This is a genomic window from Kribbella swartbergensis (assembly GCF_054784135.1).
Window position 1 is genome coordinate 174546 of sequence record NZ_BAAGPM010000026.1, and the last position, 16752, is coordinate 191297.

The window sequence follows — 16752 nt, forward strand, 5'->3', positions numbered from 1 at the left end:
TCCTCAGGTCGATGTGCCTCCCAAGTTAGCGGCCCACACCAGCCCGTACGCCGGCCATCACCCAACCTGCAACCAATTCGAGAGACCGCATCGCAGCCTCGCGCGACACCCCCCGGCAACCGCAGCCAGTCCGCGAAGCGGGCGAACCGGTCGCCTCGTGCAGCGCGATGAAGCGGACGGCGACGTCGCCCGGCGTACCGACGAGATAGCCGCCGCGGCGCCGGGGAGGTGGTTCGGTCCCGCCGTACGACGCGACCTCGCCTTCCAGATAGGCGATTCCCGGCGCGGCGTCGGCCCAGACGCGGTCCACGCGCAGGATCCCGGTGGAGATGAACGGCGGCGGGTCATCGACGACCTCGTCCAGCAGTCTCCGCCGGGCGATGAGGTCGGCCCGGCGTTGCGCAGTAGATGATCACGCTGTCGCCCAGCCGCGCCGCGCCGGCGCAGCCCGGCCGGGTCACGCCGGCCCCGTAGATCGGGACCTCAACCCACGGGCCCGCGGCGTCAGCTCGCTACCCGACCATGCCTCCCGGATGAACCGCACGCCCTCCTCGAGCAGCGCCGCGCCGACGCCGTCGGTCGAGGCCGAAGGCCGCGAACTCCCCCTCCAAATACGCTTGCCCGGCCCCGAGCATCATCCGCCCGCCCGGCATCGGATCCACCACGGCAGCCTCTTGAGCCACCCGTAACGGCTGATGCAAAGGCAAGACCAGAATGTTCGTCCCCACCGTGGATCCGCCTCGTCCGCGCCGGCAACATCCAACCCGACTCAGGTGGTGCCCAGGCACCCTAAGCCGTCAAACCCAACCGATCGCAACCATCACCTCCTCAACCCGCTCCCCGCCGGACCACCCTCCCGTACATCCATCAACACCCCGAACTCGATCTCCACCCCGCCCGCCACCCCCCACCGTCGAATGCCGATGCTGCGCACATTTCATGCATTGCAGTTATGAATGCGACCAGGTGACGAGCACTCCTGGCGCCTGACGGCGGGTTGATTGACGACGTGCCCCCACTCCGCCACTCCCACGTCTGAACTTGTATGGGTCAGTTGTATGGGTTGTACCTGTTTGGTCACCCTTCGCAACCCTGAGGGTTCAGACCGCATCTGTGGCTCGGGGGAGTCGAAGAGCGGTGGGGACATGAGCCGGTGGAGTCTGCCCAACGGGCGGAAGGCGAAAATTCAGCGTGCAGGGACGGTAGTCTGCGCGTTTGCTGTCGGAGTCGCCGGGTGGCTGGCGGTCATGCCAGCTGACGCTCAGCCCGCCGCTGTCGCGAGCACAGCTGCCGACGATTCTCCGACACAACGCGCGAAGGCGTCGGGAGACCGGGTCGAGGTGCTCGAGAAGCGCACCGAGACGTCTCAGACGTTCGCCAACCCCGACGGCACATTCACGCTGGAGCAGTCGAACATCCCTGTTCGCACCCGGCGCGGCGACCATTGGCTTGACATCGACACAACCCTTGAGCGAAGCCCGGACGGGCGCATTCGGCCGAAGGCGGCCGCGTTCGACATGAGCTTCTCCGCCGGCGGCACGGATCCCCTCATCGTGATGAAATCCGATGGCAGCGAGCTGAAACTCTCCTGGCCGGGCACGTTGCCTGCGCCGGTCGTTGCCGGTGACAACGTGACCTACCGGAACGTGCTGCCAGATGTCGACCTGAAGATCACCGCCGCGCCCGACACGTACAGCGAGGTCCTCGTCGTCAAGACGCCGGCCGCTGCCCGCCTTCCGCAGCTGCAGAACCTCGACATGCAGATGGAGGCTCCCGGTCTCACCGTCTCGGAGACACCGTCTGGTGCCATCCAGGCGAAGGACGATCTGGGAAAGGTTGTCTTCACCGGTCCGCAGCCGGTCATGTGGGACTCACGAGGCGAGGCACAGGCCCCCACCGACGACGATCGAACCGAAGCTCCCCTCGAGGGCGACAAGGTCGTCCAGATTCCCGTGTCCGTCACCGACGATTCCCTCACTGTCAGTCCTGCAGCGAGCCTCGTCAACGACTCCGCCACGGAGTATCCCCTGCACATCGATCCTGTCTTCAGCTCCGCGCAATCCGGCCGCGCAATGATCAACGAGCACTATCCGACGACGTCGTCTTGGAACTGGGCAGGCCCGGAAGGCGTGGGCTATCAGTCCTTCGAGCCGTGGAGCCGTAAGCGGCTGATCTACAAGATGGGCATTTCCGGTCTCGCCGGCACCCACATCACGTCGGCCGTCTTTGGTGCGTACGAGACGTGGGCGGCCAGTTGCACCAAGAAGGAGGTCCAGGTATGGAAGACCGCCGCGATCAATACGGAGGTCAACTGGAGCAACGGCTCCGGCTCCAACGTCTGGCTCAAGCCGCTCGCATCGGTCATCGACGCCGTTGGCCGCGACGAGTGCACCCCGAACGGCAAGTGGCTCGAGTTCAACGTGATCACCGCCGTAGCCGAACAAGCCGCGGCTCGCAGCGGCTGGGTGCACCTCGGCCTGCGCGCCGCAAGTGAGACGGACTCGATGGCTTGGAAGCGGTTCCACGCGGCCGTCAAACTCACGATCGGATACAACCGGATCCCAGTGGTCTCCGGTGCGCGCACAACCGATCCCACGATGGGTTGTGCGACCGACTACCAGAACCCCTCGAGGGTGAACCAGGCCAGCCCCGTTCCGCACATCAAGATCCTCGACGACGACCTCCAGCCGTCGCAGGCCGGGTTCGAGTTCTGGTACAACGGCCAGCAGACCCCGGCTCAGCGCCTCACCAGCGTGACCAAGGTCAGCAGCAGCACCACGGACTACACACCGCAGAGCGATGTTGCCACGCTTGACTCCAACCGGCTCATCGGCTGGCGGGCACGAGCCTGGGACGGCGTGGATTACTCGGCATGGTCACCGATGTGCTGGTTCATCATCGACACCTCCAAGCCGGGTCCTCCGGCCATCGATGTCCTGTCTGGCGAAGACGTCGTGTACTCGCTCGGGCAGCAGGTCGACGTGAAGATCGTCGCGACCGCGGTCGACCAGAACTACTTCCGGTACACGATCGATACCGAGGAACCCACTAGCCCAATCATCCCCGTCAGCCCCGGCACCTTCAGCTTCACGGTCACCAAGACAGGACCAACGGTGATCAGAGCATGGAGCTACGACCGCAGCGGAAATCAAAGTGCCACGTACGGAGAGGTCTTCGTCGTGGTGAAGACCGGCGATCCGGTTGGCGTGTGGCAGATGGACGAGGGAGCCGGAACGACGCTCGCTGACACCAGCGGCAAGGCTCGGCCGGTTACTCTCAATGGGGATGCCAGTTGGGCTGCGGGAGACAGGTGGGATCCGTCCCTCATGCTCAAAGACTGGTCGGTCAAGTTGGCCGGCACGGGTACCGCGTCATCGGCGGCCACCAACATCGTCGACACGAGCCGAAGCTTCAGCGCCAGTGTGCGGGTCAAGCTGCCGAACACTCCGGGACGGCAGGTAGCCCTCAGCGAGGATCGCGCGGGGACCAGCGGTTTCAGCCTCGGCGTTCTGAGTCAGAACCTCGCCGATCCGGCTGAGCCCAAGGCTGTCTGGTTCTTCTCGATGCCCGATCCCGATGGCTCAGGGGACCTCACAGTGACGTCCGCCCCAACGCCCTACGCGGCCGGTGACTGGGTCTATCTCACTGGTGTCTACAACTCCGGTGACCACTCTCTGACCTTGTTCGTAGACACGCAGGCGTATTCCAAGAGCGAGCTCCCGCCGACACGCGACAGCGCTGGGGCGGTGCGAATGGGAACCGGCACGGCAGCTGGCGTCGCGTACCCGGTCGATGGACAGGTCGATGACGTCCGCATTTACCCAGGACCGATCGACGACGACGCCGTCAAAACTGACATGGCTGATTCCGCCCCGACCAGCTGATCTGAGGACGTCTAACCATGCAATCACTTCGCCACAAGCGGTCAGCCATGACCGCGATCGTGACCCTGCTCGGCCTCAGTTGGTGGCCGGAGTGGCGTCGCATGTCCCTGAGGCCCAGGCCAAACCCGTGGGGCGTCCGGCGCCGGCGGTCCAGCAGGAGAAGCCGACGCCAGGAAAGGACTTCGTACCTGCAGCGGTACGGCAGTCCAATCAGGCGGTCGCGGCCTCGAAGGCTTCGGCGGCGCCGGTCTGGCCGGAGGCGTCGACCACGCTGATCGGCACTGCGGGCCCGTTGGAAAGTAGTGCGACGACTTCGAGCGGCTCGCCTGTTTCCGCCGTCGTCACGTCTTCCGCGAAGAGCGCGGCATCTCCGTTGGTGAAGCTCGAGGTGCTCGGTAAGGACGAGAGCAGCCGGCTGGGAATCGCCGGTGTCGGGATGCGCATCGCCCGAACGGACGCACAGGCCGTGCCCGCACGGGTGAAGGTCTCGTTCGACTACTCGAAGTTCGCCAATGCGTTCGGGGGCGACTGGTCCGCGCGGCTCAGGCTGGTCGAGTTGAGCTGCGATGCGGCTGGCAAGTGCGTCCAGCAGCGAATCCTTCCTGCGGCCCGCAACGACGTGGAATCCAAGACCGTGTCAGGTGAACTCGAGCTCGCGTCGCCACCCGCCACCACAGGCTCCGCCAAGCAATCGACCGCTCAGTTCACCACGATGGCCGTGACCGCCGGCGTGTCCGGTCCGACTGGTTCGTACGCCGCGACGTCGCTGTCTCCGTCGTCGGTCTGGAATGTCGGCGCGCAGACCGGTGACTTCACCTGGAACTATCCGCTGCGGGTTCCGCCAGGCACCGCCGGGCCTAAACCGGAGCTGTCGATCAACTACAGCTCCGGATCCATCGATGGCCAGGTTGCCTCGACCAACAACCAGACTTCGTGGGTCGGCCAGGGGCACTCGCTCGAGCCAGGTTTCATCGAGCGCAAGTACGTGTCCTGTGCGGACGACATGGTCGGCAGCAACACCACAGTCAAGACCGGGGACCTGTGCTGGAAGTCCGACAACGCCATCCTGTCCTTGGGAAGTCATTCTGGTGAGCTGCTGAAGATCAGCTCGGACACGACGAACAAGATCGACACGTTCCGCTTGAAAAACGACGACGGATCGCTGATCCAGCGCAGGTACGGCGCGACCAACGGGGCCCGCGACGGTGAGTACTGGCTGGTGACGACGACTGACGGTACGAAGTACCACTTCGGGCTCAACCCGGTAGTTCCGGGATCGACTCGGGCGAACTCGGTGAACACCGTGCCGGTCTTCGGTAACCAGGCCGGCGAGCCCTGTCACGCGAGTACGTTCGCCGCGTCGTACTGCACTCAGGCATGGCGATGGAACGTCGACCGGGTTGTTGATCTGAGCAACAATCTGATGAGCTACCGGTACGTCCAGGAGAACAACTACTACGGGCGGAACAACAACACCGGCGTCTCGCTCTACCAGCGCGCGAGCTACCCCTGGATCATCGACTACGGCAAGGTGGCCGGGGCGACCGAAACGACCACGGCTGCCCCGACCCGGGTCTGGTTCGGAGTGGCGGAGCGCTGCACGCCGAGTGGAACAGTCACCTGTGACCCGGCGCAGTTGACGGCCGCGAACGCGGGTTACTGGCCCGACACGCCGTTCGACCAGGTCTGCACGTCGTCGACGTCGTGCCCGAACCGGACGGCTCCCTCCTTCTTCACCCGCAAGCGGCTCGCCACCGTCAATACGGAGGTCCTCAAGGGGACGGCGTACTCACCGGTCGACACCTGGACCCTCACGCAGGACTACCCGTCATCCGGTGACGGCAACCGCTCACTCTTCCTGCGGTCGATCACTCACCAAGGCAAGGTCGGCGCAACCCTGACCAACCCGGCCGTCACCTTCACCGCGATCGACAAGCCCAACCGAGTCGACGCCATCGGTGACGGCGCCCCGGCGATGATCAAGTACCGGGTGTCGTCGATCGCCTCGGAGTCCGGGCAGATCATCAGCGTCAACTACAGCGGCGCCGACTGCACGCCGACATCCAAGCCCTCCGACCCGGCCACGAACACCAGGCGCTGCTTCCCGTCTACTGGACGATCGACGGCGGAGCCGAGCCGACGATGCACTGGTTCCACAAGTATGTGGTCAACTCCGTGGTCGTCGACGACGCCAACACCGACGCTCCTGACCACCTCAAGTCCTACGACTATCTGGGCACACCGGCCTGGCACTTCGACGACAACGAGCTCACCCTCTTGAAATACCGCAGCTGGGGCGATTGGCGGGGCTACGCGCGGGTCAACGTCAAGACCGGCTCTGTCGGCGATCAGACCCAGACGCAATACAACTTCTTCCGCGGTATGCACGACGACTATCTGGACAAGAACGGAACGAATCGAAAGACGGTGATCGTCGCCGATAGCCAAGGCGACACGATTCTGGACGCGAACCGGTACAACGGATTCATTCGTGAGCAGATCACCTACGACGGCGCCGGAGGTCCGGAGATCGAAGGAGCCATCAACAGCCCATGGGTCGCGGCGACTGGCTCGGTCGGTGGCGACACGGCGATGCTCCTTCGAACCAAATCGACGGTCAGCAGGACTCGTCTGAGCAGCGGCAGCCACCGGAGGGCAGGAACGGTCACGACCTTCGACAGCGTGGGTAACCCCACCACGGTCGACGACCTTGGTGATCTCGCTGTCACGTCCGATGACCGTTGTACCCGCTACACCTACAATCGGAACGACGCGCTGTGGCTTCTCGGTTCGATCAGCCGGGAGGAGAAGGTCTCGGTCGCTTGCAGCGTGACGCCGAGCCGTCCGAGTCAGGTCATCTCCGATCAGCGGAGCTACTTCGACGGACAGGCGAACCTCGCGGTCGCGCCGGTGCGTGGCCTCATCACCAAGGTCGAGAGCATGAGCGGCTGGTCCTCGGGGCCGGTGTACGAGCAGCGCGCCCGGACCGTCTACGACTCGCTGGGCCGCGTCATCGAGACCTATGATGGTCTTGACCGGCGTACCAGCAGGGTGACCTTCACCCCAGCGACCGGCGGACCGGTCACCGGAATGTCGACCGAAGATGCCAAGGGCTTCGTCAGCTCCACGTTGATCGAGCCGGCCTGGGGCTCGACCGTCGCCGAGGTCGACCCGAACGGACGTCGAACCGACCTGACCTACGACGCCTTCGGTCGTCTGACGGCGGTCTGGCTTCCGAACCGCTCGAAGTCCGGCGGTGCGACGGCGTCGATGATCTTCAGCTATCTGGTGTCCAAGACTGCGCCCAACGTAGTCGCGACCCAGGAACTCAAGCCTGACGGCACCTACAAGACGAGCCGGACGTTGTTCGACGGGCTGCTGCGGCAGCGCCAAGTGCAGACTCCCGCGGCGACCGGGGTCGGGCGCGTGCTGATGGACACCAGGTATGACAACCGGGGCAACGTGGCCAGCCAGGACGGGCCGTACTACGACAACACGTCGGCACCTTCCAATGCGCTCTTCGATGCCAATGAGCCGAATCTGCCGGCGCGCACCTTGAATACGTACGACGGTGCCAACCGCCTCGTACTGTCGCAATTCGTCGTACAGAACGCCGAACGGTGGCGGACCGAGACGATCTACGGTGGCAACGCGGTCGCGGTGATTCCTCCGGAAGGTGACACGACCACCATCAAGATGCTCGATGCCCGTGGAAAGGTGACGGAACTCAGGCAGTTCCACGGGCGTGCTGCTGGAGGCGAGTACGACTCGACTCGGTACACCTACACCCCCGACGACCAGCTCGAGTCGGTGACGAATGCGACCGGCAGCGTGTGGCGCTTCGACTACGACCTGCGGGGTCGGCAGATCAGCACCGAGGATCCCGACAAGGGAACCACGACGTCCGCGTACGATGCCGCGGACCGGTTAGTGTCCTCGACGGATGCCCGCGGACAGACGCTGTTCTACTCGTACGACGAGCTCGACCGAAAGACTGCAGTTCGCAACGGTTCTGCGACTGGCCCGGTTCTGGCCAGCTGGGTCTACGACACACTCGGCAAGGGACTCCTGACCTCCTCCACCCGGACGATCAACGGAAACAACTACGTCTCCGCCATCACCGGTTACGACCTGATGGACCGTCCGATCGGCACCCAGGTCGTGATCCCGGCGTCCGAGGGCAAATTGGCCGGTACGTACTCCAGCGCCACGTCGTACAACCCCGACGGAAGTGTCCGCCGGGCGAAGTTGCCAACCACGCCGGGCCTTCCCGATGAGACGGTCGACCTGTACTACGACGCGGCCGGCAACCTCGACGCGATGCTCGGATGGCAGGCGTATGTCAGCGGGACGAAGTACGGCGAGTACGGGGACCCGCTGCAGTATCACGTCGGCCAGAAGACCGGCCAGACCGCTTACCAGTCCTTCGAATACGAGCAGGGGACCAGGCGTCTGGCGAAGATGAAGGTCGACCGCGAAGGCGTATTGCAGACCGACGACACCTTTACCTACACCTACGACGACGCGGCGAACGTCACGTCGGTCTCGCACCAGTTCGGTACGTCGCTGGACCTTCAGTGCTTCGCCACTGACCACCTGCGGCGGACCACGGAGGCCTGGACTCCGGCAGGCAGCTGTGCGGACGCCCGTTCCGCATCCACCTTGGGTGGGCCGGCGCCATACTGGCAGTCGTACTCGTACGACGCTTCGGGCAACCGCACGAAGCTCGTTGACCACAAGCCGGCTGGTGAGACCACCTCCACCTACACGTATCCGGCGGCAACTGCCGTCCGACCGCACGCCGTGACGGGCGTGTCGGCAGCCGGTCCTTCCGGCACCTCTGTGGACAGCTATGCCTACGACGCGGCGGGCAACATGTCGTCCCGAACCGTTGGTGGCGACACCGACACGTTCACCTGGGACCCGGAGGGTCACCTAGCGTCGGTCACCGGCGCTGCTGGCGATACGAGCTTCGTCTATGACGCGGACGGTACCCGCCTGATCCGCCACGATCCGAAGGGAGCGACTCTCTACCTCGCGTCGGGTGAGGTGCGTTGGGACAAGGCTGCGGACTCTGTGTCGTCGACCAGGTACTACGACTTCAACGGTGCGACCGTTGCGATGCGCAACAGCAGCACGTCGGTCGAGTACCTGATGGCGGATCCGCATGGCACCGCCACGGTGTCTGTTGATGGCTTGACGACTACGGTGTCTCGCCGCCACATGGACCCGTTCGGCAACCCGCGCGGGGCGATCTCGCCGACGTGGGAACCGAACACGCGAGGCTTCGTCAACGGCGTCGACGACCCATCAACCGGTCTGACCCATTTGGGCGCTCGTGAATACGACCCCAAGCTTGGCCGCTTCATCAGTGTCGATCCGCTGCTGGATGTCGACGATCCTAAAACGCTGAATGGCTATCGCTACGGCAACAACAGTCCGGCCACCTACAGCGACCCGGACGGTCTGCGGGAATTCGATCCTGAGCCGTCGCCCGGCAGCGGCATGTCGGACACGGAGTTTCAGGACCTGCTGGACAGCATCTCGAGCACCCCTGAGGAGATCGATCGCGAAGTCGAAAAGCAGCAGGTCGCGAAGATCACCAAGCACCGCGAGGCCAAGGCCCAGGCGCAGAAGAAGATCAAGAAGGTCGTCAAGGACCTAGTCAAGATCGTTGCCGACGAACTAGGCATCACCGACGCCCTCAACTGCTTCACCAACGGCGATCTAGGCGCCTGCGTAGCCACCGGCGTAACCGTGCTGTCCTCCTTCGCCGGCGGCATAGCCGGCAAACTGATCAGCAAATACCTCTTCCACGCCAAGAAGGCCTGGAAACTCATCGGCCGAATCAAAGACCTGGTCGGCGAGGCCATAGACGGCATCAAAGGCCTACGCAAAGCAGAAGACGAGCTCAAAGCAGCCAGTTGCGCCGCCAACTCCTTCAAACCCGGCACCCTCGTCCTACTCGCCGACGGCAAGCGAAAACCCATCGAGGAGATCAAACTGGGCGATCAAGTGGTGGCAACGGATCCGGCGACGGGAAAATCTGTGTCTAAGCCCGTCGTGGCCACCATCATCGGTAAGGGCGTCAAGGACCTTGTCGAGCTCACGATGGCCGGATCGCGTGAGGCCGGTGTCGCCGAGATCCACAAGGTCACCGCGACGGCCGGGCATCGCTTCTATCTGCCGGCTAGCCGGATGTGGGTTGACGCCGAAGACCTGCGGGTCGGTGCCCGACTGTCGACGGATAGCTCCGCGAAGGTCGCAGGGCTCGTCGAGATCCGCAGGTACGCGGCGCCGGCAACGGTCTACAATCTCACGATTCTCGGCATCCACACCTACCACGTGGGCCTGATGTCGGCGCTCACCCACAACTGCAAACGGGCCGGGATGGACTTCACCGACGCGGAGCGCGAAGCCGTCTATGATCGCAATCTCGAAGCCAATGGGGGAACGCTGGTCTGCGAGTACTGCGGTCGCCAGGTGGTTCGGCGTCCGTCCGAGAAGGGAGTTCCCGGACGGCCGGACGACGCACAGATCGACCACGTGGAGGCGAAGGTGAACGGCGGGCATGGTGGCGCACACAACGGTGCCGTGGCGTGTCGCCGCTGTAACAACGCGAAATCTACGAAGACAGTGTTGGAGTGGGACGATGAACTACGTGCCTGGCTCAGCGATTGAGCGCGATGGCGGTGATCAGCCGAACGCCGGGCTGTTCAAGGTGTCCTTCGAGTTGCCGGAAGAGACGAGGCTCTGGGCGCCGGGGTCAACTGAGCTGCTATGGGTTGAGAAGACGTCGGTGCAGGGCGAGGGCATCGTCAGGAACGTGCCCTTCTACGTCAAGGATGTCGCGTACGGCGACACCGTTCGGGTGCGAGTCGACCACGCCGCGAGGCAGCTGGTCTTCGACGAGATCGCCGGGCGGTCGGGAAACTCGACCGTCCGGGTGATCGTGAAATCGGAAGAGGGACGTGAACGCCTAGAGGCGATTCTTACCGAGCACCAATGCTCGTGGGAGATCGATTCGACAGACTTGCTCTGGGCCATCGACGTGCCCTCCGAGGCCGATTACGCGGACCTCAGGGTTGTGCTGGCGGCCTTGGTCGAGTCTGGACTGGTCGGAGTCGAGGAGGCGTACGTCTCGGTCAAGCACCTGACCGATCTCGAGAGGTTGTCAGGTTAGCTGGCTGTAGGTCGAGTCAAGTCGCTTGATAGGGGGAGGGGATCGCTCCGCCGGGTTCGTACGTGTTCGCCGTCACTCCTTATGACCTGATGGACCGTCCGATCGGCCCTCGGGTCGTTGTTGACGCCGGCCGCTGCGTTGGCCGGACGGCAGGAAGCCCGGCGGATCCTCCGGTTCGGGAGGATCCGCCGGCGTGCGGCGCGGCTCAGCTGAGCCAGGTTGGTCTGAGGGGGAAGTGGGCGTTGGCGTCTTCGTCGAGTTTTACGGCCAGGACCTGGTGGAGTTGGGTGTTGTTGCGTTCGAAGCCGACTCGGCAGGCGGCCAGGTAGAGGCCCCAGATCTTGGCGATGGGGTAGCCGACCTCGGCGACTGCCTCGTCCCAGTGGGTGACCAGGTTGTCGGACCAGGCGGCGAGGGTGAGGGCGTAGTGTTCGCGCAGGTTCTCCTCGTGGCGGACCTCGAAGCCGGCGTCCTGGGCCTCGGCGATGATCCGGCCGGAGCCGATCAGTTCGCCGTCGGGGAAGATGTAGCGGTCGATGAACGCGCCGGTCGAGCGGTACCGGTTGTCCGGCCGGGTGATGCTGTGGTTGAGCAGCCGGCCGCCGGGCTTGAGCCGGTCGAGCAGGAAGCCGAAGTACGACGGGTAGTTCCGCACCCCGATGTGTTCGGTCAGGCCGATCGAGCTGATCGCGTCGAAGTCCCGTTCGGCGACGTCGCGGTAGTCGAGGAACCGGACCTCGGCCAGGTCCTCCAGGCCGTCGCGTTTGATCGCCTCGGCCGCCCACTCCGCCTGGGCCGACGACAGCGTGACGCCGAGCGCCTTGACGCCGTACTCGCGGGCCGCGTGCCGGACCATGCCGCCCCAGCCGCAGCCGACGTCGAGCAGCCGCATGCCGGGCTTCAGGTCCAGCTTCCGTGCGACCAGGTCGTACTTCTCGTACTGCGCCTGTTCCAGCGAGGCGTCCGCGGTCGGAAAGACCGCGCAGGTGTAGGTCATCGACGGGCCGAGGATCCACTCGTAGAACCGGTTCGACACGTCGTAGTGGTGGTGGATGGCCGAGCGGTCCCGGCTGCGGGAGTGCCGCAGTCCTTCGAACGTACGGCGCCACTTCGGCAGGTGCTCCTGTGGTGGCGGAGGCGGCGGCTTCAGGTGGTTCCAGCCCAGCCCGCGGACGATGCGCAGCGCCTCGGCCGGCGTGGGCCGGTGGAAGTGCAGGTGGTTGAGCATCAGCCGCATCAGCGCGTACGGGTTGCCCGGGTGGATGCCGGTGATCTCCAGGTCACCCATCACGTAGGCACGGACCATGCCGAGGTCGCCGGGCGCGGTCAGCACGTAGGACAGCCCGCGCTCGGAGGCGAGATGCATGTGGATCGGCGAGTCTTCCGGTCCGGTCGCGCTGCCGTCGTACGCCGTGAACCGGAAGGGCAGCCCGTCCGGAGTCACGGCCGTGAGTGCGTCGGCGATCGAGACCCGGGTCTCCAGGGTGGTCATCGGCGTGTCACCGCCTTCTCGTAGAGCCCGGTGAGCCGGGCGTCAGGGTCGTAGCGTTTCTTCACCTCAGTCAGGGCCGAGACGTTGTAGAGCCGGTCGAAGGTGTCTCGGTCGTAGTAAGCGTCGGAGTACAACGACTTGTGCCCGTCGAACTCCGCGACGGCGGCCTCGATCCGGCGGTTGACGTCTCCGTCGGCGGCGCCGGGCGCGATCGGCACGGTGCCCCAGAAGCCGACGTTGACGTACGTCGTCCCCGGCTCGAGCGGGTAAAGCGGCCAGGCCGTCGTACCGCGGAGCCGCAACGGGCACAGCCAGACCGGGCGCATCCCGACCTCGGCGTCGAACCAGCGCAGGAACCCGGCCAGCCGGTTGACCGGGATCTCCACATCCTGGACGACGCGTTCGCGTTCCGGCCGGCCGCGGCGGCGATCGATGCGCGCGGCAACGTGGTACCGGTTCTCGAAGCCGACGATCTTGTGGAACACATCGCTGCGCCGCCAGCGCTTGGGCCACAGCCGCCGGACCAGGGGTTTCTGCGCACCGAACGCGGCCGAGCACCAGAACCAGTCGGTGTCCCAGCGCCACAGGTAGTCGTGCGCGGTGAGGAAGTCCTTCGGCCGCTGCTGGATCGAGCGGTAGTAGATCTGCTGACCGGTGTAGTCGCTCGTCTGCACCGCGGCGTCGCTGTTGCGGCCGAGCGTCAGGTACGCCTCGGACGGGCTGAAGGCGACACCGTCCACGAAGTGCACCGGCTCGTCGTCGTACATGCCCGAGGCAACGATCTCCTCGATCGCGGCGCCCAGCCGGTCCAGTTCGATCCGGACGTGCCGGAGCGCGATGTAAGGCGAGATGCGGTCGAGTTCGATCCGCAGCCGGGTCGCGTAGCCGAGGGTGCCGTAGGAGTTCGGGAAGGTCCGGAACAGGTCCGCGTGCTCACCGTCCGGCCGGGCGGTGACGATGTCGCCGGCGCCGGTGAGGATGTCCATTTCGAGCACCGACTCGTGCGGCAGGCCGGCCCGGAACGACGACGACTCGATCCCGAGCCCGGTCACCGCGCCGCCGAGCGTGATGGTCTTCAACTGCGGGACGACCATCGGCGTCAGCCCGTGCGGGAGGGTCGCCGCGACCAGGTCCTCGTATGTGCACATGCCCTGGACGTCGGCCGTCCGAGCGACGGGGTCGACGTCGATCACCCCGGTCAGCCCGGACACGTCCAGACCGGGCCGGTCGAGGTCCGTCCGCGGCCGGAACAGGTTCGAGCTGCGCTTGGCCAGCCGCACCGGCTCTCCTGGAGGGATGCGCTGGTACGACGACCGCAGCCGCCCCACCGCTTGATCGTGCGCGACGGTCGTGGCCACATCCGGTGTCGAAGGCACCGGTCCAATGTACGACGAACCTGTGGGCGACGGGATGAAAATTGTCCGACCGGGCGAGTAGGTTCTGGACATGGCTGATGTGAAGGCATGGCTGCCGTGGGAGGACGCGGACGCGACTCTCGGTGGGCTGCCCGCGGGATTCGACGTGGAGTGGTACGCCGGTGGCGAGCCGCCGGCGTCGCTGGACCGGGTGGAGTTCTACGTGCCCGCGTACATGGGCGGTCCCGAGGTGGTCGAGGTCGTCCGCGACATGCCGGCGCTGAAGGTCGTGCAGCTCCAGACGGCCGGTTTCGAGAACGTGCTGCCGCATCTGGCCGAGGGTGTGACCTTGTGCAACGCCCGGGGTGTCCACGACGCGTCCACCGCCGAGCTCGCGGTCGGCCTGATCCTGGCGTCGTACCGTCGCCTCGCGCGTGCCGTCCGCAACCAGGCCGAGCAGGTCTGGCCGACGTCGTACGACGAACTGGACGACTCGCTCGCGGATCGGACCGTGCTGATCCTCGGGTACGGGTCGATCGGCGAGGCGCTCGAGCGGCGGCTGACCGGGTTCGAGTGCGAGATCATCCGGGTCGCGCGGCGGGAGCGGGAGGGTGTGCACCCGATCACCGAGTTGCCGGAGTTGCTGCCGCTCGCGGACGTCGTCGTCCTGCTGACTCCGGCGACGCCTGAGACGCGCGGGCTGGTGGACGCCAAGTTCCTCGCCCAGCTGAAGGACGGCGCGCTGCTGGTGAACGTCGCGCGTGGTGTCGTCGTTGACACCGACGCACTACTGGCCGAGTTGTCCACCGGCCGGGTTCGGGCCGCGCTGGACGTGACCGATCCCGAGCCGTTGCCGGTCGGGCATCCGCTGTGGTCTGCTCCGAACGTGCTGATCAACCCGCACCGCGGCGGCGCCTCGACGGCGTTCGCGCCGCGGGTGGCCCGGCTGGTCCGCGCTCAGCTGGAGCGGTACGCCGCGAGCGAACCATTGATCAACGTGGTGGGGGGTCCACCGCGGTAAAGGAGGACGATGATGTCCGAGGCCGTACTGCTGATCGGGACCAAGAAGGGGCTCTGGATCGGCCGCAGCGACGCCGAGCGCCGCGACTGGACGCTCGACGGTCCGGTGCCGCAGTTCGAGATGCAGGGCGTGTACGCGGTGGGGATCGACACCCGCGGCGACCGGCCGCGCGTGTTCGCCGGTGGGACGAGTGAGCACTGGGGGCCGGCGGTCTTCCACAGCGACGACCTCGGCAAGACCTGGGACGAGCAGCCGGAGGGCTCGATCGGGTTCCCGACGGAGGCCGAGACCTCGCTCGAGCGGGTCTGGCAGATCCAGCCGGGTCCGCCCGGTCAGCCGGACGTCGTGTACGCCGGGACGCAGCCGTCCGCGCTGTGGAAGTCGACCGACGGGGGAGTGACGTTCGAGCTGGTCCGCGGCCTGTGGGACCACCCGCATCGCAAGGACTGGGGTGCCGGGTTCGGCGGTCAGGCGGTCCACACCGTGCTGCCGCATCCGACGGATCCCGACCGGGTCAGTGTCGCGATGTCGACCGGCGGGGTCTACCAGACGACCGACGGCGGCGAGTCGTGGTCCCCGGCGAACCAGGGGATCAAGGCGTACTTCTTCCCCGATCCCTACCCCGAGTTCGGTCAGTGTGTGCACAAGCTGGCCGCGCACCCCGACGTACCGGAGCGGATGTTCGCGCAGAACCATCACGGCGTCTACCGGTCCGACAACGGCGGGAAGACCTGGGAGTCGATCGCGGACGGGTTGCCGTCGGACTTCGGGTTCCCGATCGCGGTGCATCCGCATGAGCCGGAGACGGTGTACGTCTTCCCGCTGGTCGCCGACGGGAACCGGATCCCCACCGACGCGAAGTGCCGGGTCTTCCGTTCCCGCGATGCCGGAGCAACCTGGGAGCCGCTGTCGAAGGGGTTGCCGGACGTGCCGTCGTACGCGCCGGTCCTACGCGACGCGATGTGCACGGACACGGCCGACCCAGCGGGGGTGTACCTCGGCACCCGGGACGGCTGCGTCTACGCCAGCGCGGACGCGGGCGACACGTGGACCGAGGTCGCGCGGCACCTGCCGGACGTGTTGACGGTACGAGCCGCAGTGGTGGGCTGACGTGGCGATCGGGGTCAAGCTGCCGACCGTGCTCAGACCATTGGTCGGCGGCGCCGAACGGGTCGAGGCCGACGGCGCCACCGTCGGCGAGGTCGTCGCCGCCCTGGACCCGGTCCTGCGGCGACGCCTCACCGACGAACAGGGCGCCGTACGACGCCACGTCAACATCTACCTCGGCAACGACAACATCCGCGACCTCGACGGCCTCGGCACCCCGCTCAAGGACGGCGACGAACTCCTCATCCTCCCCAGCGTCGCCGGCGGCTGAGACCTCACAAAGGGACGCGGACTAACGCCAGGTGCCGGTCCAGTCGTACAGCGCCGCAGTCGTCGCGTACTCACGGAGGTAGCCGACCCGGCCGCCCTCGAGCCGCGCCACGGTCGCGCCGTCGAACGCGCCGGGCTTGCCCTCCCAGGTGCACTCGAAGTGCCACTCGGCGACAAGCATCGAGCCGGCCGAGGCCTCCGTGGTGATCTCCCACCGGTCGACGGTGCCGCCTGCTGTGAACCAGGCGTTCATCCACTGCTCGACCCGCTCCCGGCCGCGATAGACCGGTCCGTAGGACTCGATCACCACGCAGTCCTCGGTGAGCGTGTCGAGAACCGCCGGTATGTCGTGCCGTCGCCAGGCATCGATGTAGGTGCGCAGTTGGTTCACCGGCCTCAGGGTAGGCCGGTGAACCGACAGGCGGGTTACTGCGCGAAAG

13 protein-coding genes are annotated in these 16752 nt (G+C 66.0%); 7 read left to right on the forward strand and 6 right to left on the reverse strand.

Translation table 11 applies throughout. The features are described 5' to 3' along the window. Positions 1–25: 25 nt before the first annotated feature. Together ACYVOK_RS24905 and ACYVOK_RS24910 are read right to left on the reverse strand one after the other, a co-directional pair. Positions 26–310: a hypothetical protein gene (locus ACYVOK_RS24905; RefSeq protein WP_460664950.1), complete on the reverse strand. Its 285-nt coding sequence runs from the start codon at positions 308–310 to the stop codon at positions 26–28. 202 nt (positions 311–512) lie between these two features. After that, positions 513–788, reverse strand: coding sequence for an LLM class flavin-dependent oxidoreductase (locus ACYVOK_RS24910; protein WP_460664951.1), 276 nt, complete (start codon positions 786–788; stop codon positions 513–515). A gap of 552 nt (positions 789–1340) precedes the next feature. Between ACYVOK_RS24910 and ACYVOK_RS24915 the strand changes: the two genes are divergently transcribed. Continuing rightward, positions 1341–3884, forward strand: coding sequence for a LamG-like jellyroll fold domain-containing protein (locus tag ACYVOK_RS24915; RefSeq protein ID WP_460664952.1), 2544 nt, complete (start codon positions 1341–1343; stop codon positions 3882–3884). Between the two features lie 210 nt (positions 3885–4094). Here ACYVOK_RS24915 and ACYVOK_RS24920 read toward each other — a convergent pair whose 3' ends face one another. Continuing rightward, positions 4095–4328, reverse strand: a complete 234-nt coding sequence (locus ACYVOK_RS24920) for a hypothetical protein (protein ID WP_460664953.1) — start codon at positions 4326–4328, stop codon at positions 4095–4097. On the opposite strand from ACYVOK_RS24920, the gene ACYVOK_RS24925 reads away from it, so the two are divergent. From ACYVOK_RS24925 to ACYVOK_RS24935, 3 genes are read left to right on the forward strand one after another with little or no spacing between them, the layout of a single operon-like run. After that, positions 4321–6165 carry a hypothetical protein gene (locus ACYVOK_RS24925; protein WP_460664954.1) on the forward strand — a complete coding sequence of 615 codons (1845 nt, stop codon included), beginning with the start codon at positions 4321–4323 and terminating at the stop codon, positions 6163–6165. The two genes, ACYVOK_RS24920 and ACYVOK_RS24925, sit on opposite strands and share 8 nt — an antisense overlap. Next, complete coding sequence (locus ACYVOK_RS24930) at positions 6060–10565, forward strand: polymorphic toxin-type HINT domain-containing protein (protein WP_460664955.1); 4506 nt, start codon at positions 6060–6062, stop codon at positions 10563–10565. Before ACYVOK_RS24925 ends, ACYVOK_RS24930 begins: the two co-directional genes overlap by 106 nt. Then, positions 10537–11067, forward strand: a complete 531-nt coding sequence (locus tag ACYVOK_RS24935; RefSeq protein ID WP_460664956.1) for a DUF4265 domain-containing protein — start codon at positions 10537–10539, stop codon at positions 11065–11067. Before ACYVOK_RS24930 ends, ACYVOK_RS24935 begins: the two co-directional genes overlap by 29 nt. 205 nt (positions 11068–11272) lie before the next feature. On the opposite strand, the gene ACYVOK_RS24940 is transcribed toward ACYVOK_RS24935, so the two are convergent. After that, positions 11273–12559: a class I SAM-dependent methyltransferase gene (locus tag ACYVOK_RS24940; RefSeq protein ID WP_460664957.1), complete on the reverse strand. Its 1287-nt coding sequence runs from the start codon at positions 12557–12559 to the stop codon at positions 11273–11275. Then, complete coding sequence (locus ACYVOK_RS24945; protein ID WP_460664958.1) at positions 12556–13935, reverse strand: FAD-binding oxidoreductase; 1380 nt, start codon at positions 13933–13935, stop codon at positions 12556–12558. Before ACYVOK_RS24945 ends, ACYVOK_RS24940 begins: the two co-directional genes overlap by 4 nt. Positions 13936–14005: 70 nt before the next feature. Between ACYVOK_RS24945 and ACYVOK_RS24950 the strand changes: the two genes are divergently transcribed. Genes ACYVOK_RS24950 through ACYVOK_RS24960 form a run of 3 tightly spaced genes read left to right on the forward strand, consistent with a single transcriptional unit; the run spans position 14006 to position 16313 of the window. Then, positions 14006–14935, forward strand: coding sequence for a 2-hydroxyacid dehydrogenase (locus tag ACYVOK_RS24950; RefSeq protein ID WP_460664959.1), 930 nt, complete (start codon positions 14006–14008; stop codon positions 14933–14935). Positions 14936–14947: 12 nt separating this feature from the next. After that, positions 14948–16045, forward strand: a complete 1098-nt coding sequence (locus ACYVOK_RS24955) for a WD40/YVTN/BNR-like repeat-containing protein (RefSeq protein WP_460664960.1) — start codon at positions 14948–14950, stop codon at positions 16043–16045. A gap of 1 nt (position 16046) precedes the next feature. Beyond that, positions 16047–16313 (forward strand): MoaD/ThiS family protein, encoded by a 267-nt coding sequence (locus ACYVOK_RS24960; protein ID WP_460664961.1) that lies wholly within the window; start codon positions 16047–16049, stop codon positions 16311–16313. Positions 16314–16334: 21 nt separating this feature from the next. Here the strand turns inward: ACYVOK_RS24960 and ACYVOK_RS24965 are convergent, their stop codons facing one another. Further along, positions 16335–16703: a nuclear transport factor 2 family protein gene (locus ACYVOK_RS24965; protein ID WP_460664962.1), complete on the reverse strand. Its 369-nt coding sequence runs from the start codon at positions 16701–16703 to the stop codon at positions 16335–16337. Positions 16704–16752 lie beyond the last annotated feature (49 nt).